Genomic DNA, 26,315 nt, shown 5'->3' with positions numbered 1-26,315 from the left:
GTCTATTATATCATATCCTTTGGCAATGTGTTAATATCAAAAAGAAATGCTGTGCCATAGCTAAAAGCTATGTCAGAGAGTAGTTTTCGATGTACTCTTTTAGGTGCTCCAGATATCTGCGGGTGATATCGTTCATGGGACGGTCTGTCGTGGTGATATAGCCTATTTCCATTGATTCATGGCTTTCAAGCGGGATAGATACTATATTGCTTCCGTTGAGATCCTCGCTCAGTACGCCGGAGGATATGGTGTAGCCGTCAAGACCTATCAGCAGATTGAAAAGCGTGGCTCTGTCAGAGACAACAATGTTTTTCGGACTTTCAGCCGTGATATGCAGCTCCTCGGCAAAGTAAAACGAGTTTCTGACGCCCTGGTCGTATGTAAGTCTGGGGAACGCTTTCAGGTCATCGAGTGTAACGGTCTCTCTGCCCACAAGAGGATTGTTCCTGCTGACAAAGACGTGAGGCTTGGCGGTAAACAGCGGCTCAAATCTCAGTTCCTCGTTTTGCAGTATATGACGGATCACCTCGCGGTTGAACCTGCTCAGGTATAATACTCCGATATCGCTTCTGTGGGTGCGGACGTCCTCGATGATCTCGGCGGTTTTCAGCTCGCGGAGAGTGAATTCATATCTGTCCCTGCCGTATTCCCGTACAAGCTCCACAAAAGCATTGACTACAAATGCGTAATGCTGTGACGACACAGCAAAGGCTCTGTTTGGGGGAGGGGCGGATTTGTATTCGTTTTCAAGGAGCTCTGCCTGCTCTACTATCTGGCGTGCATAGGACAGGAATCTCGTGCCTTCTTCCGATAGGTACACGCCTCTGTTGCTGCGGTTGAAGATGGTTATGCCCATTTCCCTTTCAAGCTCCGCAACGGATTTGGAGAGGCTGGGCTGGGCGATAAAGAGACGTTCCGCCGCCATTGTGATAGAGCCTGTTTCTGCTATCATAATGATGTATTTTAATTGCTGAAGTGTCATTGTGACCTCCCTGAATATCATTCTTTTTCCTTCTTAACGATATGTAAGATCAGGAATACAATAAATGCCGCGGCGAAGCCTGCTGCAAGTGTAAACAACAGACTCGGCATATCAATTGATATTCTGGTGCTGCCTGCATGGGTATCATGCGCCGTATCCATAGGATAGATCCTGGTCAGGAGCAGGCCGAAGCCGCATTGTTCTACACATTCGCCGCCGTATAACTTCTTTGCAAGTATGAATGTTCCGTCTGCAAAGTATGAGACAAGATTAATGATCGCTCCTGCCAGTTCGATGACCGAAGCGGTTATAAGTGATTTTAATAATATCTTCTTCATGCATCCTCCGTATATGGTATTTTCCCTAATTATATCACAAACCGTCTGAAAAAGCAACGCTCAGGAGCATTATTGCTCCTGAGCGCTGCATTATTAATAGCTTTTCAGATATAGGATCAGTTCTTATCCTCTAAAGATACTTCGGGGAAATTTATATTTGATGTGGTTATTACGTCCTCAGCCTCGAACCTGTGTATTTCAAGTTCGGGAGTAATATATTCATTCATGTTTATATTCTCCTTTTTTATTTGAGTTTATCGGCAGCTTTGCCGTAGATTATCAGTGCCTTCATAACATTTATGAGCTTCTCGTCATCGTATTGTTCCATTGCAAGCTTCGCATAGGAAAATGCGCTGAAATCGACTTCGGCATATGCTGAGCTTCCGTCTGTCGCTTCTGCTCTGAAGGTATGCATTCTGCCGTACATATCAGGTGAGATCTTGTCAAGGGTTATGGAAGCGATATTGCCTTCCTGAACAGCAAGAGCCTTCATGCCGTCAATGGTAAAGTCATAATCGCTTATGGATTTGCCCTCCTCAAGTTTGAATTTGACTGTAAGACTTATACGGTCGCTCATGCTCATTGATGCATAGGATGCTCTGAGGTCGCTGCCGAAGCTCCTTGAAACGAGCTTGTATTCATCTCCGAGAGAAGCGTCACCATTTACAGTGATATCGTCCTTTTCGTCAATTATTTCGCCTGTATACTCCTTCAGACGCTCAGCATAATTTATAAGCGAGTCAATGAAGTGAACAGAGTCCTCGTCAAGGATTTCCATGCCTTTAAGAGTGTTGAGGTAGTTTCTTACGCTGTATGTCAGCTCAGAACCCGTTGTACCGTCAGAATAATGTATCTGAAGTCTGAAATCGTTATCGATATATATGGGCTTGATTTCGCATCTGAAGGTATAGGTGCCGTCGCCGTTATTCGCAGCGTCGGAGAGTTTCTGTATGTATACCTTATCGTCTGAAAGTCTGAACTCGGCATAAGCTTCCTTATCTGCAGCTGCTTCGGGACTGAGAGCTGCAATGAGACTGATAGTTACGGTATCACCTATTGATGCACCGGCCTTGATGAAGGCGTCTCTGCCGTTTCTTATCTCTCCGCAATCGCTGCATCTGCCGCGGTTGTTGAAGTGGTGGTGGGTATCGGCATAGAATACATAGTAATTGCTGTGCTCGCCGGCTATGAATGGTTCAAATGCAATAGTATGCTCACTGTCTTTGAACCAGCCGCCGAATGAACACTGGTCATTGCCGAGCTGAGGCAGGCTGTCAATAACTGTTCCGTTTTCAACTTCCATTACCTCGCTTCTGCCGTCCCAGTAGTTGAGGCGTATCTTTACTGTGTCGCTTTCCGTGTCTCTGTAATCGTTCAGAGTGCCCTGAGTCTCAAATTTGCAGTTTTCAGCAATATTGAGAAGAGTATCGGGAACTATCCATACCTCAACATTTTCGTTAAAGGTGATATCTTTGTTAATGTTTATCTCGCCGAAGAGATACAGTCTGACAGCTTCATCGGAAGCATTTGCAGCTTCTGCTGCATCATAGATATTGTCGAAGTTTTCGCCTGTGCTGAGCATTGCTACTGCATCCTCGGGGAGGTACTCACAGCCCATGAATGCGCCGCATACTGAACAGAATGTAGCTTCAAGAGCAGTGTTTCCGTCGTGCGCAGGTGACATTACAGCGTGTCTGCCGCAGCATTCATGCTCGGGAACTGTTGCGAATGTTCTCTCTGCATTGATGGTGCCGTCTTCGTTTGTAAGGCTTACTGTTGCACAGATACCTGCCTTCTTGGGAGTTATTCTGATAAGGGCAGGACCGTCAAGGTAGATCTTGCCGTCCTTTTCGGTGTAATCGCCGTCCTCGATAGAAATATCGAATAGGTCGTATATACTCTCGGGAGCAGCCTTTACCTTGTGCTGTCCGGGTGCGCCCTTGGGTGCTGGAGTTGTGTCGTTAAGGATGATTCCGAATTCAACAAGACCGCCGGTGGTCGGAGGACTGTAGAAGTATTCAAGATCCTTTCCGATCTCCATCATTTCACTTATCGGCAGGCTGACATCCATATCGAACGCACCGTATACATCTCCAATGATACCGTTTGTGACATCACCTACATACTGTGCCTGCTGATACTGGTATTCGTCCTCTGAATAAGAATCTCTATCCTGTGAAAGAGCGAGCGCCTGACCGGCTGCAAATCCTGCACTGTATCCGGGGAGATTTGATAACGCACTCTGAATACCTGAGTTCATGACGCTGATAAGCATATTGCCGCTCTGATACTTCATCTTCATTTCATCAGAAATATCCTCATAAACTATCTCATAGGGTATCTCTGTAGTTGAGCCCGCCAGAGTAGTTACTGCTACATCTTTGAGATAATGCTCTGTCTTCAGATTTGCATAGAAAGAAGACATCATTGAGGCCAGCATATTTGGACCTGCAAGAAGGGGATTGGGGACAAGACTGGTCATAAGAACCGCAAAATCACTGAGGAGCTTGTTGTATTCTGTTGTGAGCTCAAGCAATGATCTCCATGAGTCCATTATGTATACGGTAGTAACAAGAGTGTCTCCCGGGTTCAGAACGGGCAGTGTGATACTGTCGTTCATGGGCGTATTGTAAAGCTCACCGCCGAATTCTCTTGAATCGGTTATATTTCCGTTTCTGTCCTGTTTATACAGAGTGCCATGATAGGACTGCTCAATTTGTTTTATAGTATGCTGGAGTCCGTAAATAGGCTTGGGAGAAACGTTTTTAAGCTCTATGGTAAGCTTGTAAGGCTCTCCGTAGTATGAATAAATAGGTGCATGGACAGTCATTTTAAGGGCATCTCCTGCATATACATGGAGGGGATTTTCTGTCTTGAATGTATATTCGTTGTAATTACCTGCATTGTTTCCTGAGAATTTTGCTGTAAGGTCATAATCACCTGCTTTATCACCTCTTGCGTACCATATAGCGTTCATATACTCACCGGGTTCAAGATCGCCCAGATGCTGAGTTATATCGCTGTTTACAAGGGTAAGACCTTCCGGCATGTCTATGGAAGCCTTGCAGTCCTTGAGGGTGAAAGCATCATTATTGACAACGATGAGCTGTACCTCATAGAATTCCTTGAGCCATTTGCACTCACCTGTGACTATCATGTACATTTCTTCGTCAACTAATGTGCAGTGTCCGATGATAGGAGCTTCTACTCCGTTGTATATTACTTTCTTTCTGACGACCTGGGTGTTGCCGTCTTCGTCCTTGGACACATAGTTGAGCATGAAGTACTGTTCTGCACCGAATGTAAGCTTTACCTCATACTTGTAAACGTGGTAATTAGCCGGATCGGTAACATCGATACCTGCCTCAATTATCTCGGGAAGAGACATTTCCTTGACTACGACTTTTCCGTCTATTTTCAGCTTGCGTGGCGGAACCTGAGACGGGATCGTAGTAGTTGTTGATGTAGTAGAAGAAGTTGTTGTAGTAGATGTGGTAGATGTAGTAGATGTGGTAGATGTGGTAGTCGTAGTAGTAGTAGTAGTTGTTGTTGTTGTTGTTGTTGTTGTTGTGGGTTCCGGATATGGCTTTGAAATGGGAGCGTCCCACTCGCAGATAAAGCCCATATTGTTTACATTGCTCATCCAGCCATTGTTGGGATTGTCATTCCATCTGCCGTTTGAACGGAATACCATTATACGGTCTTCGCTGCCGCCGTCATTGTCGGGCTGATTTGAGGACCAGTTTGTATATTCCATTGCTTCATCGGTTATCCACTTGAATACGCGGTCTTCTCCGCAGTAGCCGCCGACCCAGAGATATGCTTTTTCAGCATTGCTTGCCTGGATGACGCTGTTTACCAGTGTCTGCTCTTCAGGAGAAGTGATAACAGCCAGATGACCGCCTATGCTTTCGCAGTAAGCCTTTGCATCTTCCCATGAAAGACCTGTATTGAAGACCTGATACATATCCTTTTCATTATCGATAGTAAAGTACAGCTCTCCGTTTTCATTTACAGTCATTACGCCGTTTACGCCTGCTTTGGATATATAAGGAGATATATATCTTGTGTCAACATACTGTGACAGTCCGTTTGTTATAACGCCCGAAGTTTCGGAATAGATAGTTGTATCAGCGCCTGTTACAGAGCCTGTTATGTTTATCTTCTTCCCCTTGGGTATATATATACCGCCTTTTTTTCCTTTTATGGAGATCCTTCCCTGAAGGTTTATCGTAGTATCTCCTTTGATATATATACCATATTCATTTGCACTGCTTATATTACCGCCGGATATATTGATGGAACCTCTTGAACATTCTCCATAGATAGCACAACTGATATCAGAACTGATATCTGTACCGGAGATATTGAGATTACCGGAATAATTTCCGTTCATCCATATTGCACAGCCTACTGAATAAATACCTGTTGTGCTTTTGCTGTTTTTCTTGAGAGCACCGCCGATGAGGTCGGTAGTGCCGTAGCTTGATCTGAGAGAGAGGGGGTTGCTGTAATATGAGGTAACAGTGCCGCCGTACAGTGTGAAACAGCCTCTGCCGTTTACTCCTACTGTAGCGGAATCATTGCCTGTATCATTACCGTTGATGGTGCCGCCGTATATCGTAAGCTTACCATCAACATCGAGGAGAGTTCCCGATGATGTGGCATTCATGATACCGCCGCCGGCAGTGTCTCTTATGATAACTTCTTTGTCACAGTTTATTCTTTCTGCATTTAAGGTATGACCATTGAGATCAAGATCAAGGAACTTGTTTACACTTATTCTCGAAATTGTTACGTCACAGCCAAGCTTGTAGAAACCTGCTGTGGGAAGACTTGTCTCGTCGGTCCATATTTTGTACTTCGGAGCCTTTCCGTCCTTCTCCATAATGAAGCCGAAGTTCTCCATATCACAGAAAGAAGAACCATTTTCGCAGTTTGCATCCATATCATCCCATTTTCCCACTTGTGCTCCCCACGGGTCATAAGGATTGCCGAATAGTGAAACGGCTTTCTGGCTTTCGGTATTGGGAGCGCCGGGATTCCAGTTTGTATAATCAACAGCTTCGTCGGTTATCCAGCTGAAATCAACACTATTGTCTCTGAGCATACCGATCCAGTAATTGTTTTTGATCTCGGACTGTGCTCTTATGAGAGACTCGATCATTATCTGTTCCTTATCGGAAGTAATGACCGCAAGGTGTCCGCCGTTTTCTTCGCAGTAGATCTCGGCTTCCTCCCAGGTCATGCCCTTGTTTACAATCTGATAATTGGAAGGATCAGGATAAGTCTTCCATTCGAGTTCACCTTCAAAGGGAAAAACGAATCCGGTTGCTCCGGTGCAGAGCAGCGCATAGTGCTGCATTACTATCTCTGCATCACGAAGATCCACCTTGCCGCTGATGTCAACGTCTGCGGCGATAAGATTGATACCGCTTTCATCACCGGTGCGTGCATATTTTTCGATGATCGAAAAATCCTTTGCGTCGATAATGCTGTCGCCGTTAGCGTCGCCGCATATTATTTCGGGCGAATCTGAGATACCGGTGTCCGGATCACTTTCAGCTGCTGTAGCCTGCATTGGCATTACAGTTATGATCTGACTGAATGTCACGGCAGAAGCAGCAAGTAATGACAGAATTCGTTTGTTCAGGTTTTTACTAATATCCTTGTGCATAAAAAACTCCTTTCTGCTCTGTTATAAAGAGCGGTAAAATACATCCTGCCATTATTATTATATATACTTCTTATATATAAATCAACGGAATTGACAAAATGTATTTTTTCTTCGGGGAAATGCACATATTAAACGCGCCTGAGATAATCTGAATATAACTATCCGACAATAATATGGATTATTGTATACTCTGCGAAGACATAAAATTGTAAGCCTATGGAACGGCCATAAATATATAATATATTTAGTTTATCGTTAATGATAAAGCCCTTTCACATTACAGATCTGGTCTGTCCGTGAAAGGGCTTTTTGATTATACTGTGTTAAGGGTCAGATAACAGGCATGACCTGTTTATTGCGGGATCTAACGCATATTGCTGAATTCGTCGTCTGTCATCACGGTGAATAAAGAGTATATTTTCCCTTCATTCAGCTGAAGTACATTTTCGTTCGGATAAAGCAGGAATTCCACAGTGTCCTTTGGAGTATTGACGCTCAGTTTCACTGTTTCGGAGCTTCCGTATATGCCTTCGATCAAAGACAGCTCCTCGTCGCTCTGCGGGGACTTCAATGCTAAAATGTAATTATAGAGTTTTTCCTTCCGGCTGTCGTCAAGCTCAAATTCTTCATCATCTATGGTCATACTCTTTATGTCCTCCGCCGAGCCAATGGCGAAGACATTTTCAGCGATCCATTTCATGTTCTTGTCATCATTATCGTCAAATGAATAGCTTACAAATTTCCATTCGGTGATATCATTTCCGTCATCGCGTATCAGGGTCTTAACATCGTCCGAATCCTTCAGTTTATACCAGCTGACTGTCTCGTCGCTGAATTCATCGATCTTTTCGCCCTTTTCGTTTTTCAGCATAAAGTCCTTGAGCCGTATGAGTTCTTCCTGCTCATAAAACATATTGACGCCGTCGTGTGAGATACATACGCCCAGCTGCTCCTTGTTCCTGCCGGGCTTACCCGTGAGATATACGGAGCCTGCGATCAGGCACATACACGCTGCGATCGAACCGATCACAGCGATTTTTCTGCCTTTTCCGCTGCGCTTTGCCGCAGTATCATCCTGTATAGCTTCGCTTATGAATCTGTCATCTATGCCGTTGAGCATTTTGTTAACCTCGTTTCGTTTCATAATGATCACTGTTCCTTTCTAAAGGCCGATAAAAAATTTATATACGTTGAAAGGTTCGATATCTTCCCTTTGCTCTATATGTACGAAAACAGATATATATATTTTGGCTCCGGCCGAGAATTCACAGAATGTTAACAATTAAAATGGTTGACGTAACGATATTACCATGCTATAATGACGGTGTTATACGCGCGAATAACATCTTCAACAATAATCACACCACTACATCACAACAAACTAAGGAGAATTAAATGAAAAAATCAATTTCAACTATCGCATCAATGGTTTACGCGTTAACTATGGTCGCTCCTATGATGGCATCTGCCGAAACAGCAGAAACAGGCGGCGATCTCCTCATGGCAGCTTATTCGGCAGCAGAGGCTCCCGAGCTGGATGCAGAAGCAATGGAGCAGCAGCTGGAAAGCAATTCTATCTACACTGAGCTTTCGACAGCATTATCAGATGATGAGGAAACTCTTTCCTTTGATTATGCAGGCGGATATATCAACGAGGACAATAATCTCGTTGTTTGCGCAGCAGATGCTGTAGGCTCTGATGAAGATATCACCAATGAAATAGACAGCATTTGTACTACAGACATTTCTGATATAGTTATTGAAAGGGTACAGTATTCGTATGAAGACCTTCAGCAGGCAAGAGAGGAATTCGAGGCCGCTCTTGCAGAGCAGCTTGCTCAGGCTGAGGCAAACGGTGATACTGACCTTTATGAGTTCCTTTCATCGATCACATCAAATTCCATCGATGAGGAATTAAACAAGATCGTGGTTTATGTTCCCGGACTTGACGATGAAACACAGGCAGTTCTTGACGAGCTCTTCGATTGCGGCGATATCGTCGTATTTGAGAATGAAGACACTACCGATAACGAACTGAAGGTGACTGTTCGTCCCGGAAGAGCTATATATGGTATAAAGTCAAGAAACGGCAATTCCATTACATACAGCCGTTTCAGTATCGGATACAGAGCCCGCTACAAGAAGAACGGCACTATGTATTACGGCTTTACCACAGCAGCACACGGTACCCAGGGCTTAGAGTCCGGCAAGTATATTTATTCTTCAAATTCATTCAACAATTCCGATCGTATCGGCAACGCAATGATCGATCAGAATTCAGGAAGCTGTGACGCTGCATTTGTACGCCTCTACAGCGGAAATACTTTCTCCAACAGCTATGGCAGCTATTCATTTGTCGGATATAAGTATATGACAAATGTTGCAAAGAACTCAACTATCTATAAGGTAGGTTCAACTACAGGCCTGACAACAGGTACAGTAACATCCTCTGACTGCTCTGTTACGATCAGCGGAGTAAGCCATACTCATCAGGTAAAGTGCAAGATAAAGGCTGAAGGCGGAGACAGCGGCGGACTTTTCTTCACATACTTCAATCCTGACGGTGAGGGCGGATACCTCGTTGCAGGTACACTTGTAGGCGGTAACGACACTTACAATTACTATACAAAGTGCCCTTACATCCTCAGCGATATGGGCGTTGAGCCGTATTGATCCCATGACTAAAAAACGTGCTTTTTCAGCTGCATTACCGATAAGTATAATTCTTATACTTACAGCAGCAGTGATCTGGCACTGTTCTGCTAAGAATCCGGATGAAGTCAGACTTCATCCGGATATCAGCAGAATGATGGGATATCTCAATGTGGATAAATGCAGGATCACTGAGCTTAGCGGCCTGAACGAGATCGGAAAGATAGATGTTTCTGACAGCTCGGTAAGTCAGAAGGAAATAGATGATTATGTTGCCGATCAGCTTGATATGAACCGTTCATTCAGGGCTGACCCTTCGGCAAAGCAGATAAAGGAAAATGACTGTGTAAACTTTTCCCTCGTAAAATACGAGGGAGATGAAGAAATATTCTCAGGTGATGATGAATACCTGTGTATTGACGAGAACGATCAGTCGGTGGTTACAAGATCACTGACAGGACATATAAAGGGCGATACTTATGAGGTCCATGAGAATGTTGAGGGACATGATTATCGCTACGAAATTACTATAAAAAGAATAGGAAAAATGGTGGCTCCCGAGCTGAATGACGAGGTCGTCCGTGAGTATTTCAACGCGGATTCGGTCTCGGATTACCTTGCCAGCCTCCGGGATTCACTGAATAACGAGAATAGAAGCGCTGCTATATTAGGCGCACAGGACGACATTTTAGAGGAACTTATCGATAAGTGCAAATTCGATATGGATAAGCAACAGGTAACGGATTATTCTGTTTCTGTGGTCAACAGCTATGTTGATGAGGCTTATCTTTACAATAAGGACCTGAAGACGTATTATACAGAGGATCTCCATATGTCGGAGAAGCAGTTCTTTGACAGCTGTTATAAACAGGGAGAGGACTACATCAAGAAAATGCTGGTGGTCGGCGCTCTTGCGGAACAGGATAAGTGTTCCATAGACGAGAAGGAAGTGCTGGAAGCATTTGATCTCAGCAAGCGTCCCGACGATGAAGCGTATACCTATATGGAGTATCAATTGCTTACAAGCGCCGTTACTGCACCATACATAATAAAAGATGATGAATAATATTGATGAAATAAGCGATGATCTGATAATCGAACTCTACAGGAATGAGCCCGACAAAGCATTAAAGTTCACGGAAAACAAGTACGGCAGGCTGTGCCGCAGGCTCATTTCAAACTTTCTGCGCGTTCCCGAGGACGCCGAAGAATGCTACAATGATTTCCTGCTGAATATGTGGAGATCGGTGCCTGAACAGCAGCCTGACAATCTCAAGGCCTTCAGCTGCAGAGTAGCACGCAATCACGCAATGAAAAAGCTGGAATACAATCATTCGCAAAAGAGAGATTATCCCAGGACGTCTTTTGACGAGCTCTGCGAGTTCATTTCCGATGTGGGAAATGCTGAGGAAGAGTATGACGGGACTTATCTCAGGGAGCAGATAAACACCTTTTTATCGGGATTGCCCGAGCTTGAAAGACAAGTCTTTGTAAAGCGCTTCTTCTTTGGCTACAGCGTTAAGGAGATAGCCAGAAGCCTGGATATCGTTTCTTTCAGGATATCAAATATGCTTTTCAGGAGCAAAAAGCAGCTTCGTGCTTTTCTGGAAAAGAATAACTGTATCTGACAACAGATAAAAAAGGAGCAGGTCATATTGACCTGCTCCTTTCTGCGTTTATTTATTCTGTTAGCTTTTGTAGTTTACAGCTGCCTGATAGTAGTCATAGAGAGCGCACATTGCGTACACCTCCGAATCGTCATAGGGATCGTTTATAGCGTCGTTTGCGTAGGACAGAGCCGACGCCTTGAATGTAGACGTGCCGTTTGTGGTCTTGACTGTCACGGAGTAGGTATCGCCCAGCTTATGAGCAGAAATGCCCGGGATAGTCAGCACATAGTTATTGCCAACCTTCTTGGGAGTAACAGACTTTCCGTCGAGAGTTACCTTTACATTGCCCTTGTAGTTTGACTGTGGCTTGATAGTGATATTGAGAGACGTATCAGCGTCCAGTGTAAGTGCGTAGCTGATATTGCTGAGGTCTGCGCTTACGATCTTCTTGACCTTGGCCTTCTTGGAGAGCTTTTCCTTGTAGGAAGCAAGGTTCTTCTTATATATGGGTACCTTTGTATAGTTGGTTTCCATAGCGGTATGGTCAACGCCGAGAGTCCACGGCTTTCCCGAATTAACGGAGAGATACTTCTGCATATAGTAGCCGTAGTCGTTGATAGACTTTATAAGGCCCCAGAGCTTTTCGCCGTCGCCCTCGTTGAACTTCTGGAGGTAGGTTTCCGCAGTTGATGTAGTAGTAACTGTCTGCTCATTACCTTCATCGTCGTAGTAGTGGAGGGTAGCCTTTACGTCGTCGGCCATGGAGACAGAATTGAGCATACAGGTGAAGCCGTAAGCGGTCTTTGCCTGGTTCATATTCTTGGGGTTGAATTCTGCTGTCTGCTTCTTGTCGCCCACTTCAAATTCAACCCATGAAAGGTCGCGCCATTCCTCGTTGACGGATGACAGGTCAACATAGAAGTTAAGGCTGATAGCGCCGCCCAGTGTCATTGAGTTCGTGGTGAACTTAGGCGTTTCCACATCTTCCCATACAATATCCAAATACCAGATGAAGCTGCTCCTGAATTCGTAAGGAAGGGTCAGACCCTCGGGCGGGAATTGCTCTCCGGGGAGCAGAGTGCCGATACAGAAGGGGGCTTCATATCCTGCGAATTTCTTTCCCTTGGGAGCAGTAAAGGGGCATTTCGGTAAGGTAAAAGCGTCGTCCTCACAGAAATAATTGGCTGATTTTCCGCTTATGGGATCAACAAGGTTTATTTCGGCACAACTGTCGGTCTTCTTCCATGTGGCTGTAACAGTATTTATGCCCTTCTTTATAGTTATGGTCTGTCCGGGCTTGTAAGGTTTTGAGTCGTATTCCCAGCCGCTGAACATATAACCGGGATAGTACCATTCAAAGCAGCACTGGGGGAGCTTGTATGTGGTCACATCTGCATCCAACTGTATTGTTTCTTCATTACCGTAGCCGTAATCACCTTTTTTTAACTGGATAACGGGATAGTTTTCATAATCGTCCTTCCACAGGGCTTTTATCTCGGTATCCTTGTAGATATTTATATAGATTCCCACAGCACCTTTATCCCACTTATCAAACGTCTTGTATTTCGGTGGTGTAAAGGTACATTCGGGCAGCTCATAGTATCCTCCGGGGTTAATATAGGCCGTATCCATTGTGCCTGTGCCGCCGTTTGCATTGAAAGTAACGGCATAAAGGTTTTTCCATTCAGGCGTCAGCTCGAACTCGGTAAGGTCTGAAATATTGACAGACTCGCCGGGATATCCGGTAGTTTTTGACGTTCCCGGTATTTCAAATTTCCAGTAATAGAATTCCTTTCCCACAGGAGGAGTTAATGTGCATTGAGGAAGTACATAACTATCTTTAGTAATAGTAACAGGATCCATAGTACCTGTACCGCCGTTATTGGTAAAGGTTATGGTCTTGGGATAGTTTGCAAAAACAGCATATACATAATTCCAACCGGGGTTCAGAGATATAGTATCGCCGACATTATATTTTATGTCGTTGTAGCGCCAGCCGGTAAAGTATTTTGCCGCAGGCAGTTCATATGTAAATTCGGGCAGTTTATAATATTTTTGCCCCTCGGGAAGTGTCACATCATTTAGTTGAGTGTTATTTGCGCCATTAAATCTTATTTTACATTTCGCATCTTTCCACTGAGCCGAAAGGGTTATTTCAGAGATATTATTTCCAATCGGTATATTTTCTCCTGCATTATAATACTTACCATTATACAGCCATTTATCAAATGTCTTACCATTAGGAGGAGTAATTGTACATTCAGGAGCCGTAAAGATACTTACTTCAAAAGGAACAGCAATCGGAGACATATTGCCGGTGCCGCCGTTGGCATAGAACGACACTTTGGTGTAACCCCTTTTCCATTGTGCCGAAAGGCGAACGTACTCGGTATTATTTCCAATTTCTAAATACTCGCCGGGACGGTAAAAATATTGATCTTCACTATACATCCATTTATCAAATACCATATAATCAGGAGGAGTAAATGTACAATCAGGTGCCATAAAGCTGAGTGTACCAGCAGGAATAGTTCTACTAGGCATACTTCCTGAACCTCCGTTAGCGTCGTAATACACAAAACAAGAACGGTATACACCTGCGTCCGCAATAAGACCGTTATCAAAAAGATTAAGACCGCCCACATTTGCAGGCAGAGCTCCCCCTAAAAGAGCAAAAGACAGCGCCGCCGCCGCTGCTTTTTTCCATAGATCTCTCATAAAAACATCTCCCTTTAAATTATTCGGATATAACGTATATCCGTACATTAATACTATCATATACAGGCAGAAATGTCAACCTATTCCGAAAAAAACTGTATTTTTCTGTAAGATGATATTATATTTAAAGACTTTTTAAACTATTATATGCTACGATATTATTAACAAGAAAGGCGGACGACTGTCCGCAGAGAGGGGGAACGGCATGGAAAAGGGAAAGGGTATAATGCTTGGTATAGCCGCTGTATTGCTTATTTCAGCTCTCAGCCTTTTCGCAGCTGCCATAGTCTGCGGCAGTGCTGCGGCTCTGTATTTCGGTATCGCACTGGCTGCGGCTGCTGTGTTTGCTGGCCTGACCGCCGTCTTCGGCAGGCAGATACCGCTGATATGTCTGTGCCTGGTTCTTCTGGCAGCAATTATTGTCTCCGCTTCGGGCTTCAGCAGGTTCCGCTCTCCCCGTGTGGGAGTCTGCCTCCCCGTGGCATATTTGTACTGACACAATAAGAAAACGCCCCGACGATAACCGTCAGAGGCGTTTTTTCACAGTCCCGGCAAAGAGTGGCCGCAGTTTATAACACCTGCATATGCTTCAGATACTCCTCATAGCCCTTGCTGGTGAGGTCGATAAGACGGAAATCCTTTTTCTGAGCAACATACAGCACCTTAATGAGGTCGCGTGACAGAAGTATGTGCAGAGCGCTGAAAATAGCCTCTCTGGTGCATTTCTCGGATTCATGCTCCTTTATGAATTCACCGAGCCAGACGTTTTTGTCCTCAGAGGTGTCTATGTTTATGAGCTCGCTGGGGCTGATACAGTCCTCCTTGAACTTCAGATTCCTGAATATATAGTCCATGATGTTCCAGTATGCGTCTTTATTAAGTATCATAACAGTCACTCCTTTGTTTGGGAATTACATATAAAGTGTTTATTTACGAACATTATATCACATTAATCTGCTTTTTTCAACCCTTATGCCGAAAAAATCTGTCATTATGAGGAGCTCCTGCGGTCTGCGGAGCTCCTTTCTTGACTCATTGAGCCGCTGATAGTATAATTATAGTATAAACAGCGTAAATCTGCACTGAAAAATATTTTTGAAAAAAACTGCGACATCTGCCGCATTTCTTTCGTATAAATAACAAATGGAAATATTTCCTGCCGAAAGGAGGAACTATGGAAAACGGTATAAGTAGCTACAGCCGTTTCCTCTCAGGAGATAAAGATGCAATAGATGAAGTTATCCGCGAATACAAGGACGGCCTTGTGTATTTCCTGTACAGTATCATAGGAGATATGGGACAGGCCGAGGAAGCGGCCATAGATACTTTCGTAAAGCTTTACGTTGAAAAGCCTGCCTTCAAGGGCACAGGGAGCTTCAAGACATGGCTTTACACCATCGGAAGAAACAAGGCCATAGATATAAAGCGGAAATTTTCGAGATTCAGTTCAGTCTCCCTTGACAATGCGTATGATATCTCTGACGGGGAAAATATAGAACAGAAGGTCATAGATGATGAGCGGCGTGCCGACCTGCGCAGGCTCGTCTCAAAGCTCAGACCCGAGTACAGTCAGATACTTTACCTCATATTCTTTGAGGACTTTAAGAATGACGAAGCGGCTGAGATAATGAAAAAGAACAGCAAGCAGATCAGGGATCTGCTTTACAGAGCGAAGAGCGCTCTGAAAAAAGAAATTGAAAAGGAAGGAGCAGTGTTCTATGGACTATAAGACCATGGCGGAGATAGTGAAGTCCCGCGGCGACCGTATACTTGAAGAAAGACGTGTCCGCAGGATCCGTATCAGAAGGATAACATCAGGCGTTGCGGCAATGTGTGCAGCTTTGATAATAGGCTTTGGTATATGGCACAGCAATACTGCCGGGGATCCTTCATCGGTCAATTTCAACGGAGAGACAACTGCCACAGCAGCGGAGAACACCACTGAAGCTGCCACAGTTACCTCTGACAGCAATTATACAGTAACAACAAAAGCGGTCACATCAGCTTCGGCTGCTGCCACAGTCACCGCAGTGACAGCAAACACCGTATCAGCTGCGTCAGCGGCAGCAACGGCAGCACGCCCCGTACAGACTGTGCGGGTGTCGGCGCAGGCCGCAGTCACCACCACAGCTCATAAAAACATCAGCACCAAGCCTGTTGTTACTGTTACAACAACGACACCAACAGAAGTAATTACAGAAACACACAGGAGGGTATACTATATGAATAAATTAACAGCAGGATTTGCTGCAATGCTTGTAGCTTCCGCAGCAGCTCCAAAGCCTGTCGGCGCAGTCAACGATACAGGCATGAGACCTGTTCCTTTTGAGCTTATGAGCGTACAATACGATATCAATGATTTTGATTTCGGCAAATGGCGCAATGATGAGGGTATTATTGATATAAACGGGGATGAAAAATTTGATGTTAGCGATATTTATAGTCTTTATTGTCTGTCATGCGGCGATGATGCTGCTGTAGCAGAAGGCGTAAGGACAGATCTCAACAATGACGGAGTTTTCGATGAATATGACGTAAATCAGCTGGTATATTACTACACCTGCTACAACAAGGTGGAAAGGGATATACTTGATACAAAGAAATACGGCAAGGACTTCGTTGATTACTTTATCGAAAAGACGGAGGCATTCCACGGCCTGTATGACATCTTTGCGGATACTCTGGCAGAAAAAAAGCCTGATCTTGATGTCGACGGAAACGGCAGCTTCGACATGGGCGACTTAATGGATATTTACATCTTCCACAAGCTCTTTAACGAGCCCTCTGTGGTATACGAAGATATGGATCCCGAGGCTCTTTCCTACGCCGAAAAATTAAAGGTATACAATGAACTGACAACGTACAAATTCCCATCAGACTCCGAGGCAAAATGCCTTGATCTGTTCAGCACTATCGGAGATGACAGCATAGTTGCTCCCATATTTGCGGATTACCTTATCAGGTATTACCTTGCAAACAATGAGTTCAAGCCCGAGTATTCCGATCCCACCTATTATGAGGTTTTGCGTGACACAAGATACGACGAGAGGATAACCTATTCCGCAAGGTATAAGGACGCATTCCAGTCCTTCCAGAATGCTGTTGAGAACACCGAATGGGAAATGGGACTTCCCAGCTCGGATGTAAGAGCTAATGTTGATATGACAAATATCGACGCAGAGTATGCAGTCTACAAACAGAAGGTACAGGCAGGTCTGCTTCCCGAACCCGATCTGAACCTTGACGGCAGGGTGACGTTTGTGGATCATCAGGCCTGTGACGACATATTCAACGGCTGCCGTTACTATCCCGATGGACGTTACAGCAGGGAGATGATAGATAATTTCCTTATTAATTTTGACCTTAACGAAAACGGTATCAGCGGTGACGCCGCAGACTGCAGCATAGCACAGATATATATATGCGAAAAGCTTGGTGTAAAGACAAAGAAAGAAAAAGAATATGAAGATTTCCGCACTGCATGGATAAACGGAGAGGTCTCCAATTATCCTTGGCCGGGAACCAACTGCCTTGACGGCACAAGATATCCTCTGACAGATCCCGACGACCTGTTCAGTCTCTGCTACAATTATGTTTTCGCATTCACATACTCCTCAAGCGAAGTCCGCCAGATGAAGTATGAGAACTACTATGTCAATGTTGAGGCGGGTACAGTACCTGCACCGGATGTTGATATGAACGGCGTTATCGATGCGAACGATTATATCTTTGCCGAGAATACACTCTACTCACAGACTCATACCTCAGAGAATATCAATACAGTTCCTGACGCGATAATGGACAATTATATCGCTAACTTCGATCTTGACGGTAGCGGCGTCAGCGGCGACGCAATGGATACGACACTGATACTTGAATATGTCTCAAGAAAATGCGGTATAGACACAGCTGATCTGGAGACTATGGCATGGAACGCACGCGGACAGTATGCAGAAACTCCTGTTGAGTCCGTGGGTACCACAGCAGGTCCATTTGCCAATAATATCGTGACCACAACGACTACAGCAACAGCATTATCGGAAAAGACAGGCGATGCAAACTGCGACAGCGACCTTGATCTTTCAGACGCTATCCTTGTAATGCAGGCTCTTGCAAATCCCGATAAGTACGAAGTCAAGGGCACATCGAAGAACCATATCACTTCCCAGGGAAAGAAAAATGCAGATGTTGACAAGTCCACCGCAGGACTTACGGCAAACGACGCCCTTTGCATACAGAATTACCTTGTAGGCAATTCAAAGACCCTGGCATAAGACGGTTTTAATATCCATATAAAAGTAAGGCCCCGGGGCATTTCCCCGGGGCTTTTGCTGTACATATGAGATTTTTGCTGCCATTGTCAGCTATCATTTTCAAGCAGCTCACAACATTCTTCTTGTGTGATCTCTTGGCCGTTAACAGTGAATATTCGCGTTCTTCTCCAGATGAGCAGCTTCTGTGGGTTCGGTGTATTGGCTGTTTTCATAGGGATCGGGAACGGTCCTTGACGGATCAAGCAGGTCTGCGATCTCTTTGGCCCTTTCAGCTGTGAAGTCTCCGCTGATGGTGAACCTGCCGTCTGTGATGGAGGTGTAGACTGTTGGGCTGAATATACATTCTCCGTCTATCCATATTGATATCGGGATATCCGTACCTGCAAGCTCGGCGGTAGCTTCGCTGAATACAGCAGAGCCTTCCTGATCGAATTGTACCGTGATTAAATATTCGGCCGGATCCGTGCCGGCTAATATCATCGGTTCGGCAGAATAGATGTTTTTGCCTGTGAGAAGTATCTCGCCGTCAGGACTGTCGCCCTTGCGGAAGAACACTTCGTGCTCCTCAACGTATTCGGTGACGGGCTCGGAGATGCCTGTGAGCTGTGAATTTCCGCCCTTGTTGTTTCTGAGCAGTACAGCTCCTCCTGCGATACCTCCTATGAGAGCGAGGCAGGCAGCGGCAGTACCTGCATATTTCAGTATCGAACGACGGCGGCTGTAGGGCTCCGAGCCGCTGACGGTATCGTTGTCGGTGGCAGCTTCGCTGCTGCTGTTATTATTTCTGCTGTCAAACTTTTTTATGCTCATTTCGCGGATCCTGTTCTTGTCCTGTTCGGTCACAGGAGCAGCGCACTCGGAGATATCCGCGATCTCATTCATATCGGCGTTTTCAAGTATGCCGAAATCCATATCCTTTTTCATGCCTCTGCCTCCTTCAGGTTGATATCAAGAGCGGTGAGTTTTTCCTTCAGCTTTCTTAGCGCTCTTGTGCAGCGTACCCTGACTGCTGCGGGCTCCATAGAGACTATTTCCGCGATCTCTTTTGAGTTCAGACCGTAGTAGTACTTCTGCATGACTATGGCCGTATCGGGCTCGCCCAGCTCCTTTACAAGGCGCAGCAGTATGCTGCGGAGCTCTGACGCTTCGGTATTACTTATGATATCCGTATCGTCTGCGATACTGTCTGCGTCGGAGCCTTCCATGGGAACGGTCTTTCCGTTTTTTGCGGAGATACTGCGGAAGCAGCTTACAGCCCTTCTTGCGGCGACTGTACCTATGAATCCCTTCATATCGCCGCTGTGGGAAGTTTCGGTGCTGAAATGCCCGAAAACGTCCGCAAAAACGTCGCTGACGCATTCCTCGATATCCTCTTTTGACGCACAGCTTCGCAGCTTATTGAAAACTATGGCGTAAACATAGTTGAAATACTCGTCAAAAATCTTGTTCTGTGCCTCCCTTGACGACTTTTCATACAGTATGCGGTATTCTTTATCTGTCATGGAGACATCCCCCCCTTATGTGAAAAAATATGCGTTTTCCGCATTCATAGTGTTTACTCGCAGCATGATGAGAAAGTGCAACACATTTTCAGAAATTTTTTTCCGGAGACGTATACCTGTAAATGATAGCATATCGCACAGCTGTTTGTCAATACAGCCTGATCTGTCTTTTCCATAAACAAAAAGCCTGTATCGCGGCCGAAGCCGTTGTACAGGCTTGATTTTTAAACAGAGGTTGATTCTGTAATTAACCATTCGTTTACAAAGGAGCGTTGCATAATTCAGAAAATCTATTGATTTTGGCTTCCTTTGTTGGTATAATTAAAGAGTAGATATCACGGACAGATCAAACCATACGGAAGCGGGCAGGGATCGCCTGCCTTAAACCACAGGTCAATGGAGGATCAGCATGAAATACTCGGTAGTAATGTGTACATATAACGGAGAAAGATTTATTGCGGATCAGATAAAAAGCATACTTGCTCAGACTCATAAGGTCGATGAGATACTGATCTTTGATGACAGGTCTTCGGATAATACGGTCAGAATCGCCGAGGAGCTCCTTGCGGAGAGCGGCATATCTTACAGGATAACTGTAAACGAGGTAAATAAAGGCGTTGCCCGCAATTTCATCGACGGAATGAAATGTGCGGCGGGAGATTATATATTCACCTGCGATCAGGATGATGTATGGAAAAAAACAAAGGTCGAGACATTTCACCGACATATACTTAAAACGGGAAAGATGCTGTATTTCAGCGACGGAATCGTTGTTGACGAGCATCTGAACAGAACGGGTTCGCTGTGGAAGTCGGTGAAATACGATCAAAAAAGAGAGGATATCTCTGTTACGATGCTGAAGAAGGATATAGTCACAGGAGCCGCTATGGCCGTATCACACAGGCTTGCCGAAATGATCGAGGATATTCCCGAAAGCATACTTCATGACAGATGGTGCTCCCTCATTGCAACAGTGAATGATTCGATAGAATGTATAAGAGCCTGTACCTTCTTTTACAGGCAGCACAGCAACAACGTTATCGGAGCCAAAAAGCTTAGCTTCTCAGAGTGGATCAGAGAAATGGGTATATTCAACAGTAAAAAGCAGGCCGAAAAGCGTCATCAGAAAGCTGATGTTTTTTGCAGGCTGAAAAAATACTGCAATAAGAATAATTATGCCAGAGTGGCGCAGCGTGCCGATTTCTGGTATGGCTGCGACAGGCTGCCCGTTATCGGCAGAAAAAAAGCAGTGGCATTTATATTCGGAAATTCTCTGAACGGCAATTACTTCAGATATCGTACAGGGCTGATTTCAGCGGCAAGAGATCTGTACTTCGTGGCTGTGACATCGGGCAAGGCAAAAAAAGCGTGATACTCCCGGAAAGGATTCGATGATATGAGCAGCAAACTGAAAAACAAAAAGTTCGTTGTCACCATCTCCTACTGTGATTACACCACAGGTACGGGAGGTACGGATAAGTTCATTCTTTCACAGCAGCGGCTTCTGAATGAGCACGGTATCTCCGTCCTCCATATCTGTCCTGATCCCGATATACTTAGGGGAAGACTGCATTCTGACAAGATCTGGGTATTAGTGGCAGACGGCAGATATTATACAATGACAAACACATTCGGAGTCATAAGATATATGAAGGCTTTCATAGAAAGCGGGTCTGAGCTGATCGGAGTTATCCTCCATCATCTTAACAATTCCTCGGTCAGAGAGCTGCTGAAGATACTGAAAAGCACCGATGCGAAGGTATATATGTATCTTCATGATTATTATACTGTCTGTCCCGAATCGGGACTGACAAGAAATTATCGTGAATTCTGCGGTATATCATTCCCGGATGAACAGAAGTGCCGCGGATGCAGCTGCCTGAAGGATACGACTGTCAGACGCACAGCTCAGATATCCGGGCTGATCAAAAGGATAGCCCACCGAACAATATTTATTTCGCCGTCACAGTCCGTTCTGGAAAACTGGACAAAGGCATATCCCGGAATGAAAAGCCGGACTGTGGTAATTCCGCATCAGATACCGATGGGCAAATACAAGGAAAATATGGCTCCGATAGGTGAAAGTGAACCTGTGCGGATAGCATTTGTAGGCTATCAGGCGCCTCATAAGGGCTGGGAGGAATGGAAGGAAGCCGTCAAAAGAGCTCATGAAGCAGGCTGCGGCTATAAGTTCTATCAGATGGGGAGCTGTAATGAAAATATCGGTTTCGTACATAAGGCAGACATTGATTTCAAGAAGGATATCGCTGCGATGACAAAGGCGCTCAGGGCTAATAGGATAGACTGCGCGGTATTGTGGTCGCTGGTTCCCGAGACCTACAGCTTTACACTGTACGAAGCATATTCCGCAAACTGCTTTATACTGACAAATGATCTTAGCGGAAATATCGCAGCAACAGTAAAGGAAAAGGGTAATGGCATCGTATCGCGGGAACGCCGCGGTCTTTCGGCTTTACTGCTCGATGAAGCCGGATTGAGAAAAAGGATAAACTCCTTCAGGGAAAAAAAGGGATACGGTCCGCTTTATCTGAAGGATAATGATGAGATCGTAAAGATCCTGCGTGATGATGAGAAACAATATTATGTTCACGGGAACAGGGGGACTTGGCGGGATCATCTGTCTTACCTGTTTCTGAAAGCGTATTCGTTATATACATACTTCAGGAGGAAAAGCTTGAAATGAAATGTGTGATCGTTACTTTCCATAATGTATACAACTTCGGAGCTGTCCTGCAGGCCTATTCCTTGAAAAGCTATCTGGAGAACAGGGGAAATACCGTGGTTTTTGCCGATCTTAGAACGCAGAAGATCAAGGAGGGCTACAGGCTCAATCCCTTCAGACGTCCTGTTGGTTTAAGAACGATATGCAGACGTATGATCCGCGAGCTGCCGTTTCAGCTTCCCCAGGCTCTGGCGTTTGAAGGATTTGCTCGCAGACATATGGGGAAAACGATCGGCGGCGATAAAAAAAGCATTGAGAAATACCGTCCCGATATTGTTATTGTGGGAAGCGATCAGGTATGGAACAACGTTTTGACAGGAAACACCGATGTTTACTACCTTCCGCGGCTCGATAAGAGAGTAAAAAAGATATCCTACGCAGCAAGCTTCGGCAAAAAAGGACTGACAGCCTATCAGAAAAAATGTATAAAGGAGAATATGGGCAGCTTTGATCTTATATCCCTGAGAGAGGATAACGGTATCAGAGAGATCGGACAGCTTGCATCAAAGGAAGCAAGAGTCGTTCTTGATCCCGTATTCCTGGGTGACAAGAAGTTCTGGTCGGAGCTTTCCGACAGCTCCGCAGTACGTCCTGAAGGAGACTATATCCTTATATACTCGCTGGCATTCGATACCGGAGCTGTAAAGACTGCAAAGCGTATCGCCGCGAAGCTGAAGCTTCCTGTTATGATCATTCATCCCACGGGAGCAAGACAGCCTTTCAGGGGAAAACAGCTTTACAATGTGGGACCCTGTGAGTTCCTGTATCTCATCAGGAATGCTGCTCTGGTGATAACGGATTCCTTCCACGGGACGGCTTTCTCGCTTATTTTCGGCAAAAAGATCTGCTGTACCCGTGATATGAACGATCCCAGGATAAGCTCGCTGATGAGCCGTATAGATCTGCCCGAAAGCTGCATGACCGATATCTGCGGAGCAAGGGTATTTGACTTTTCAAGGTCGGAGACAGGCGGACTGACTCAGATAATAAGGGAATCGGAGAGCTTTCTGGACAGCGCTCTGAAATAGGCTGTGTATCCGAATGCAGCAGCATTATTTTTTGACATATCAGCAAATAAGACCGACTGGAGAACAGTCGGTCTTTTCTTATACAGTATGTTACGGCGGGGCAAAACAGTCGGAGATTCAGTCCTTGAACGGACAGACTCCGATACAGGCGCGGCAGTGCAGACACTTTTCTTCGTTGATGACAGGGTATAAGAAGCCTTCTTCATCGGGCTGCATAGTGACAGCCTGAGCAGGACAAACCGCCGCGCAGGCTGTACAGCCGCAGCATTCCTGTTTCTTTTCAAATAAAACTATCTTTTCCTTATTCACCTGATGATCCTCCGTATTTTACCTACAGCACGCTTTACAAGCATTTTCGGCGTTCTGTCCGCACCGTACCTGCCGTATTTCCTTGCGATATATCCAAAGCTTTTTGTCCTGTATTCCTGCCAGAACACATCTCTGTCCTCAGGCTCTGGAAAGGGCTCTTTAAGACAGGGCTGCATAACATTTTCTATATCAATGGGCTGGAGCACCATATTATCGCCTGCCTTATCAAGCAACTCCTGCCCGTTTTGAGAATTGACGAGCATCAGTGATATGCCTGTGTTGTCATCGAGCTCGGGTGCGATCTTATCTATGCCCCAGCAGTCGGCGATGGTGATATCGCCCTGCCGTTCCAATGACTTGAAAGGGCAGCTAAAGCAGGAAGGCCGTAAAGGATGATGTCCGTAAAAAACATTGGCATATACATTGCTGCTTACTTCTGTGCCGTCTTCAAAGCTGATTCTTTCAAAATGGCTGTGCCAGCCGTGGCCTTCCTTGTTTCTGAAAACAGCATCGGTTATTCTGCGGCGTTTGCGGGACTGCTGCCATTTCAGATAGCTTTTCCAGACCGCGGGACTTGGAACGCCGTGGCAGATGATATCCGCACAGTACAGCCGCTCTCCCTTATCTCCTATAAACTTTTTCAGACCTGCCGTCTGACAGGGCGTTCCCGAAAACAGTACAGTCCTTCCTGCGGCAAGGTCGGCTTTTATCTGACTGAAAGTGCTTCCCAGGTCGCTCTGAACGTATTTTGAACCTCTCATAAGGTCTCTTTGCGCTTTATTATCGGCTCGCATATGCACCGCCCTGAATGTCCTGTCAAGAACGCAGCCGTAGACAACTCCGCCCATATCAAGGATAACATCCGAAAGAGCAGTAAAGGCTCCCCCTGACTGCGATGCACTGACGATATTCCTGTCATTGTGTATTGCTGCATAAACACCGTATATCACTTTTCGGCACCTCCTGCCGTCAGTTATTTCCCTGAATTTTTCTCTGGGATATTATTGTTTTTACATATTTGAGCATTTTCGGGTTTGCGATGATGTTCAGCACCGCTCCCATAAACGTGAAGGCAGCAAGACAGATCGCGGACCACATCAGAAAAGTGCCGAATCCGTTTATCCTGAAGTCGATAAGCTTCTCTGTCAGAACTGCACAGCCGAAAAGCAGATAATTGGCCAGAAGGATCTTCACGGTTTTTAAGTATGACCTCCTGATGACCTTTTTATCGGATATATAAATGCACCATACCACTTTTATAGGCAGGGCGATGACCGTACCTGCAACGACTCCGTATATCCCGAAAAAATGCACCAGTATCAATGAGGCGATTATATTTATGACAGCCTCCATCACGGAGATATAGCTTGTTTTTTTGGCGTATCCCGCAAGACCTGTAAGGTTTCCCGGGACATATCTGCTCCAGGAAAGGAGCTGTACCAGAGAAAAAAGCACCGGCAGTGCAGGATAGATATAATTGATATCGTTTATTCCGCGGGTGTAAAGTCTTACAAAAGGCAGGCACATGACGGTGGATACGCACATCATGATAGTCATAGCGCCAAGGAACACAGAGTAGTATGCGTCGTGATACTTCTCGTATTCCTGTATGTTTTCGTTGTACGTCCGCCCGAGAAGGAAGCTGACGTTTGCGTATACCTCGTTGAGGAGCAGTGCCAGATTGGCAAATATCATATTGTAGACGTTGTATACGCTTGCAAACTCCGCACTGAGGAAGACCGAAAGGATTATCATGTCCGTTGAGGAAAAAACGGTCCATGCGATCTGTGTTACAAGGAAGGAATTCCTGTCCCTGAGGGGAGGGGCATTGTCGGCTTTTTTTATTATGAGCCAGCCGTAATGCTTTTTCATATATTGCCTGTATATCACTACTCTCAGCAGAGCTATCACTATACCGAATGCCTGAAGGTACAGGATATCAACTCCCATAAGCGAGAGTACTATTTTCATAAGGTAAACAGCCAGCTTATTAACCAGCGACACCGCACTGATGAAATAGCCTCGTCCGTCTGCGGTGAGCAGAGCGTTATATGATTCGATGAACCGCAGTGATATTACCGAAGCCGCACCTTCCAGCAGTATGATGAGAAAGACCTCCGTCTTATCTATCGAGGTCTTCAGGATAAAAGGTCCCACAGCGGAAAACAGAAGCACACAGATGCCGTAATAGGCAGCTACTCTGTTGAAGTATCGCTGTGTAACGGAAATGATACCTGATACGGCATCGTGGTCGCTGTTTTTTATCGGAGGATATAAAGCGTTTACAGAGGATTGATTCACGCCTGCGCCAAGCAGAGCAATAAATACAAATATCTGTCCGAGGGTAGCGAGCAGACCGTTCATCTCAGAGCCGTAGCCCGACATTATCATTCGCGGGACTATTATTCCCACGAGCATTACAAGAAACTGGCCGCCGAATCCGAACAGGGCGTTTTTTATAACAGCCTTTCTTTTGTTCATA

Annotated in this window: 20 protein-coding genes; 9 read left to right on the top strand and 11 right to left on the bottom strand. The window is 45.3% G+C overall.

The window, feature by feature from the left end:
• Window positions 1–67: 67 nt before the first annotated feature.
• The 4 genes from Q0Y65_RS11335 to Q0Y65_RS11320 all read right to left on the bottom strand — a co-directional run bounded on the left by Q0Y65_RS11335 (window position 68) and on the right by Q0Y65_RS11320 (window position 8,141).
• Window positions 68–1,003 (bottom strand): LysR family transcriptional regulator, encoded by a 936-nt coding sequence (locus Q0Y65_RS11335; RefSeq protein WP_363293549.1) that lies wholly within the window; start codon window positions 1,001–1,003, stop codon window positions 68–70.
• Window positions 1,000–1,320, bottom strand: coding sequence for a hypothetical protein (locus tag Q0Y65_RS11330; protein ID WP_297959831.1), 321 nt, complete (start codon window positions 1,318–1,320; stop codon window positions 1,000–1,002). The genes Q0Y65_RS11335 and Q0Y65_RS11330 overlap by 4 nt, the downstream gene beginning before the upstream one ends.
• A 244-nt stretch (window positions 1,321–1,564) precedes the next feature.
• Entirely contained in the window at window positions 1,565–6,997 is a 5,433-nt protein-coding gene (locus tag Q0Y65_RS11325) for a lectin-like protein (protein WP_297959829.1), read from the bottom strand.
• Window positions 6,998–7,361: 364 nt separating this feature from the next.
• Entirely contained in the window at window positions 7,362–8,141 is a 780-nt protein-coding gene (locus tag Q0Y65_RS11320) for a hypothetical protein (RefSeq protein ID WP_297959827.1), read from the bottom strand.
• 251 nt (window positions 8,142–8,392) lie between these two features.
• Between Q0Y65_RS11320 and Q0Y65_RS11315 the strand changes: the two genes are divergently transcribed.
• From Q0Y65_RS11315 to Q0Y65_RS11305, 3 genes are all read left to right on the top strand, one after another.
• Window positions 8,393–9,670 carry a hypothetical protein gene (locus tag Q0Y65_RS11315; protein ID WP_297959825.1) on the top strand — a complete coding sequence of 426 codons (1,278 nt, stop codon included), beginning with the start codon at window positions 8,393–8,395 and terminating at the stop codon, window positions 9,668–9,670.
• Between the two features lie 133 nt (window positions 9,671–9,803).
• Window positions 9,804–10,715 (top strand): hypothetical protein, encoded by a 912-nt coding sequence (locus Q0Y65_RS11310; RefSeq protein WP_297959823.1) that lies wholly within the window; start codon window positions 9,804–9,806, stop codon window positions 10,713–10,715.
• Window positions 10,708–11,277: an RNA polymerase sigma factor gene (locus Q0Y65_RS11305; protein WP_297959821.1), complete on the top strand. Its 570-nt coding sequence runs from the start codon at window positions 10,708–10,710 to the stop codon at window positions 11,275–11,277. The genes Q0Y65_RS11310 and Q0Y65_RS11305 overlap by 8 nt, the downstream gene beginning before the upstream one ends.
• A gap of 60 nt (window positions 11,278–11,337) precedes the next feature.
• Here Q0Y65_RS11305 and Q0Y65_RS11300 read toward each other — a convergent pair whose 3' ends face one another.
• Window positions 11,338–13,977: a hypothetical protein gene (locus tag Q0Y65_RS11300; protein ID WP_297959819.1), complete on the bottom strand. Its 2,640-nt coding sequence runs from the start codon at window positions 13,975–13,977 to the stop codon at window positions 11,338–11,340.
• A 205-nt stretch (window positions 13,978–14,182) separates the two neighbouring features.
• On the opposite strand from Q0Y65_RS11300, the gene Q0Y65_RS11295 reads away from it, so the two are divergent.
• The gene (locus Q0Y65_RS11295; protein WP_297959817.1) at window positions 14,183–14,473 is read left to right on the top strand and encodes a hypothetical protein; all 291 of its coding nucleotides are present in this window, start codon (window positions 14,183–14,185) and stop codon (window positions 14,471–14,473) included.
• 73 nt (window positions 14,474–14,546) lie between these two features.
• Here Q0Y65_RS11295 and Q0Y65_RS11290 read toward each other — a convergent pair whose 3' ends face one another.
• On the bottom strand, window positions 14,547–14,864 hold the full coding sequence (locus tag Q0Y65_RS11290) for a hypothetical protein (protein WP_297959815.1): 318 nt from the start codon (window positions 14,862–14,864) through the stop codon (window positions 14,547–14,549).
• A 287-nt stretch (window positions 14,865–15,151) separates the two neighbouring features.
• Between Q0Y65_RS11290 and Q0Y65_RS11285 the strand changes: the two genes are divergently transcribed.
• Together Q0Y65_RS11285 and Q0Y65_RS11280 are read left to right on the top strand one after the other, a co-directional pair.
• Window positions 15,152–15,706: an RNA polymerase sigma factor gene (locus tag Q0Y65_RS11285; protein WP_297959813.1), complete on the top strand. Its 555-nt coding sequence runs from the start codon at window positions 15,152–15,154 to the stop codon at window positions 15,704–15,706.
• Entirely contained in the window at window positions 15,696–18,251 is a 2,556-nt protein-coding gene (locus tag Q0Y65_RS11280) for a hypothetical protein (RefSeq protein WP_297959811.1), read from the top strand. Before Q0Y65_RS11285 ends, Q0Y65_RS11280 begins: the two co-directional genes overlap by 11 nt.
• A 141-nt stretch (window positions 18,252–18,392) precedes the next feature.
• On the opposite strand, the gene Q0Y65_RS11275 is transcribed toward Q0Y65_RS11280, so the two are convergent.
• Both Q0Y65_RS11275 and Q0Y65_RS11270 read right to left on the bottom strand, forming a co-directional pair.
• Complete coding sequence (locus Q0Y65_RS11275) at window positions 18,393–19,175, bottom strand: SecDF P1 head subdomain-containing protein (protein ID WP_297959809.1); 783 nt, start codon at window positions 19,173–19,175, stop codon at window positions 18,393–18,395.
• On the bottom strand, window positions 19,172–19,753 hold the full coding sequence (locus Q0Y65_RS11270) for an RNA polymerase sigma factor (RefSeq protein ID WP_297959807.1): 582 nt from the start codon (window positions 19,751–19,753) through the stop codon (window positions 19,172–19,174). Before Q0Y65_RS11270 ends, Q0Y65_RS11275 begins: the two co-directional genes overlap by 4 nt.
• A 409-nt stretch (window positions 19,754–20,162) precedes the next feature.
• Between Q0Y65_RS11270 and Q0Y65_RS11265 the strand changes: the two genes are divergently transcribed.
• The 3 genes from Q0Y65_RS11265 to Q0Y65_RS11255 are packed head-to-tail and all read left to right on the top strand — an operon-like array spanning window position 20,163 to window position 23,524.
• A complete protein-coding gene (locus Q0Y65_RS11265) occupies window positions 20,163–21,125 on the top strand; it encodes a glycosyltransferase family 2 protein (RefSeq protein ID WP_297959805.1) in 963 nt (320 codons plus the stop codon).
• A 24-nt stretch (window positions 21,126–21,149) separates the two neighbouring features.
• Window positions 21,150–22,457: a hypothetical protein gene (locus Q0Y65_RS11260; RefSeq protein ID WP_297959803.1), complete on the top strand. Its 1,308-nt coding sequence runs from the start codon at window positions 21,150–21,152 to the stop codon at window positions 22,455–22,457.
• A complete protein-coding gene (locus Q0Y65_RS11255; RefSeq protein WP_297959801.1) occupies window positions 22,454–23,524 on the top strand; it encodes a polysaccharide pyruvyl transferase family protein in 1,071 nt (356 codons plus the stop codon). Before Q0Y65_RS11260 ends, Q0Y65_RS11255 begins: the two co-directional genes overlap by 4 nt.
• A 117-nt stretch (window positions 23,525–23,641) precedes the next feature.
• Here the strand turns inward: Q0Y65_RS11255 and Q0Y65_RS11250 are convergent, their stop codons facing one another.
• From Q0Y65_RS11250 to Q0Y65_RS11240, 3 genes are read right to left on the bottom strand one after another with little or no spacing between them, the layout of a single operon-like run.
• Complete coding sequence (locus Q0Y65_RS11250; protein WP_297959799.1) at window positions 23,642–23,833, bottom strand: 4Fe-4S dicluster domain-containing protein; 192 nt, start codon at window positions 23,831–23,833, stop codon at window positions 23,642–23,644.
• Entirely contained in the window at window positions 23,830–24,783 is a 954-nt protein-coding gene (locus Q0Y65_RS11245; RefSeq protein ID WP_297959797.1) for a Coenzyme F420 hydrogenase/dehydrogenase, beta subunit C-terminal domain, read from the bottom strand. Before Q0Y65_RS11245 ends, Q0Y65_RS11250 begins: the two co-directional genes overlap by 4 nt.
• 19 nt (window positions 24,784–24,802) lie before the next feature.
• Window positions 24,803–26,314 carry a polysaccharide biosynthesis C-terminal domain-containing protein gene (locus Q0Y65_RS11240; RefSeq protein ID WP_297959796.1) on the bottom strand — a complete coding sequence of 504 codons (1,512 nt, stop codon included), beginning with the start codon at window positions 26,312–26,314 and terminating at the stop codon, window positions 24,803–24,805.
• Window position 26,315: the final 1 nt, after the last annotated feature.

It is taken from the genome of uncultured Ruminococcus sp. (genome assembly GCF_947301925.1).
In the GTDB taxonomy this organism is placed as follows: Bacteria; Bacillota; Clostridia; order Oscillospirales; family Ruminococcaceae; genus Ruminococcus.
This window is presented reverse-complemented; position numbering and strand designations above follow the sequence as displayed.

What these genes read in the sequence shown, in the direction of transcription:
- Q0Y65_RS11335 (WP_363293549.1), bottom strand. Translation starts at nt 1,003, where the DNA reads ATGATATTCAGGGAGGTCACAATGACACTTCAGCAATTAAAATACATC.
- Q0Y65_RS11330 (WP_297959831.1), bottom strand. Translation starts at nt 1,320, where the DNA reads ATGAAGAAGATATTATTAAAATCACTTATAACCGCTTCGGTCATCGAA.
- Q0Y65_RS11325 (WP_297959829.1), bottom strand. Translation starts at nt 6,997, where the DNA reads ATGCACAAGGATATTAGTAAAAACCTGAACAAACGAATTCTGTCATTA.
- Q0Y65_RS11320 (WP_297959827.1), bottom strand. Translation starts at nt 8,141, where the DNA reads ATGAAACGAAACGAGGTTAACAAAATGCTCAACGGCATAGATGACAGA.
- Q0Y65_RS11315 (WP_297959825.1), top strand. Translation starts at nt 8,393, where the DNA reads ATGAAAAAATCAATTTCAACTATCGCATCAATGGTTTACGCGTTAACT.
- Q0Y65_RS11310 (WP_297959823.1), top strand. Translation starts at nt 9,804, where the DNA reads ATGATGGGATATCTCAATGTGGATAAATGCAGGATCACTGAGCTTAGC.
- Q0Y65_RS11305 (WP_297959821.1), top strand. Translation starts at nt 10,708, where the DNA reads ATGAATAATATTGATGAAATAAGCGATGATCTGATAATCGAACTCTAC.
- Q0Y65_RS11300 (WP_297959819.1), bottom strand. Translation starts at nt 13,977, where the DNA reads ATGAGAGATCTATGGAAAAAAGCAGCGGCGGCGGCGCTGTCTTTTGCT.
- Q0Y65_RS11295 (WP_297959817.1), top strand. Translation starts at nt 14,183, where the DNA reads ATGGAAAAGGGAAAGGGTATAATGCTTGGTATAGCCGCTGTATTGCTT.
- Q0Y65_RS11290 (WP_297959815.1), bottom strand. Translation starts at nt 14,864, where the DNA reads ATGATACTTAATAAAGACGCATACTGGAACATCATGGACTATATATTC.
- Q0Y65_RS11285 (WP_297959813.1), top strand. Translation starts at nt 15,152, where the DNA reads ATGGAAAACGGTATAAGTAGCTACAGCCGTTTCCTCTCAGGAGATAAA.
- Q0Y65_RS11280 (WP_297959811.1), top strand. Translation starts at nt 15,696, where the DNA reads ATGGACTATAAGACCATGGCGGAGATAGTGAAGTCCCGCGGCGACCGT.
- Q0Y65_RS11275 (WP_297959809.1), bottom strand. Translation starts at nt 19,175, where the DNA reads ATGAAAAAGGATATGGATTTCGGCATACTTGAAAACGCCGATATGAAT.
- Q0Y65_RS11270 (WP_297959807.1), bottom strand. Translation starts at nt 19,753, where the DNA reads ATGACAGATAAAGAATACCGCATACTGTATGAAAAGTCGTCAAGGGAG.
- Q0Y65_RS11265 (WP_297959805.1), top strand. Translation starts at nt 20,163, where the DNA reads ATGAAATACTCGGTAGTAATGTGTACATATAACGGAGAAAGATTTATT.
- Q0Y65_RS11260 (WP_297959803.1), top strand. Translation starts at nt 21,150, where the DNA reads ATGAGCAGCAAACTGAAAAACAAAAAGTTCGTTGTCACCATCTCCTAC.
- Q0Y65_RS11255 (WP_297959801.1), top strand. Translation starts at nt 22,454, where the DNA reads ATGAAATGTGTGATCGTTACTTTCCATAATGTATACAACTTCGGAGCT.
- Q0Y65_RS11240 (WP_297959796.1), bottom strand. Translation starts at nt 26,314, where the DNA reads ATGAACAAAAGAAAGGCTGTTATAAAAAACGCCCTGTTCGGATTCGGC.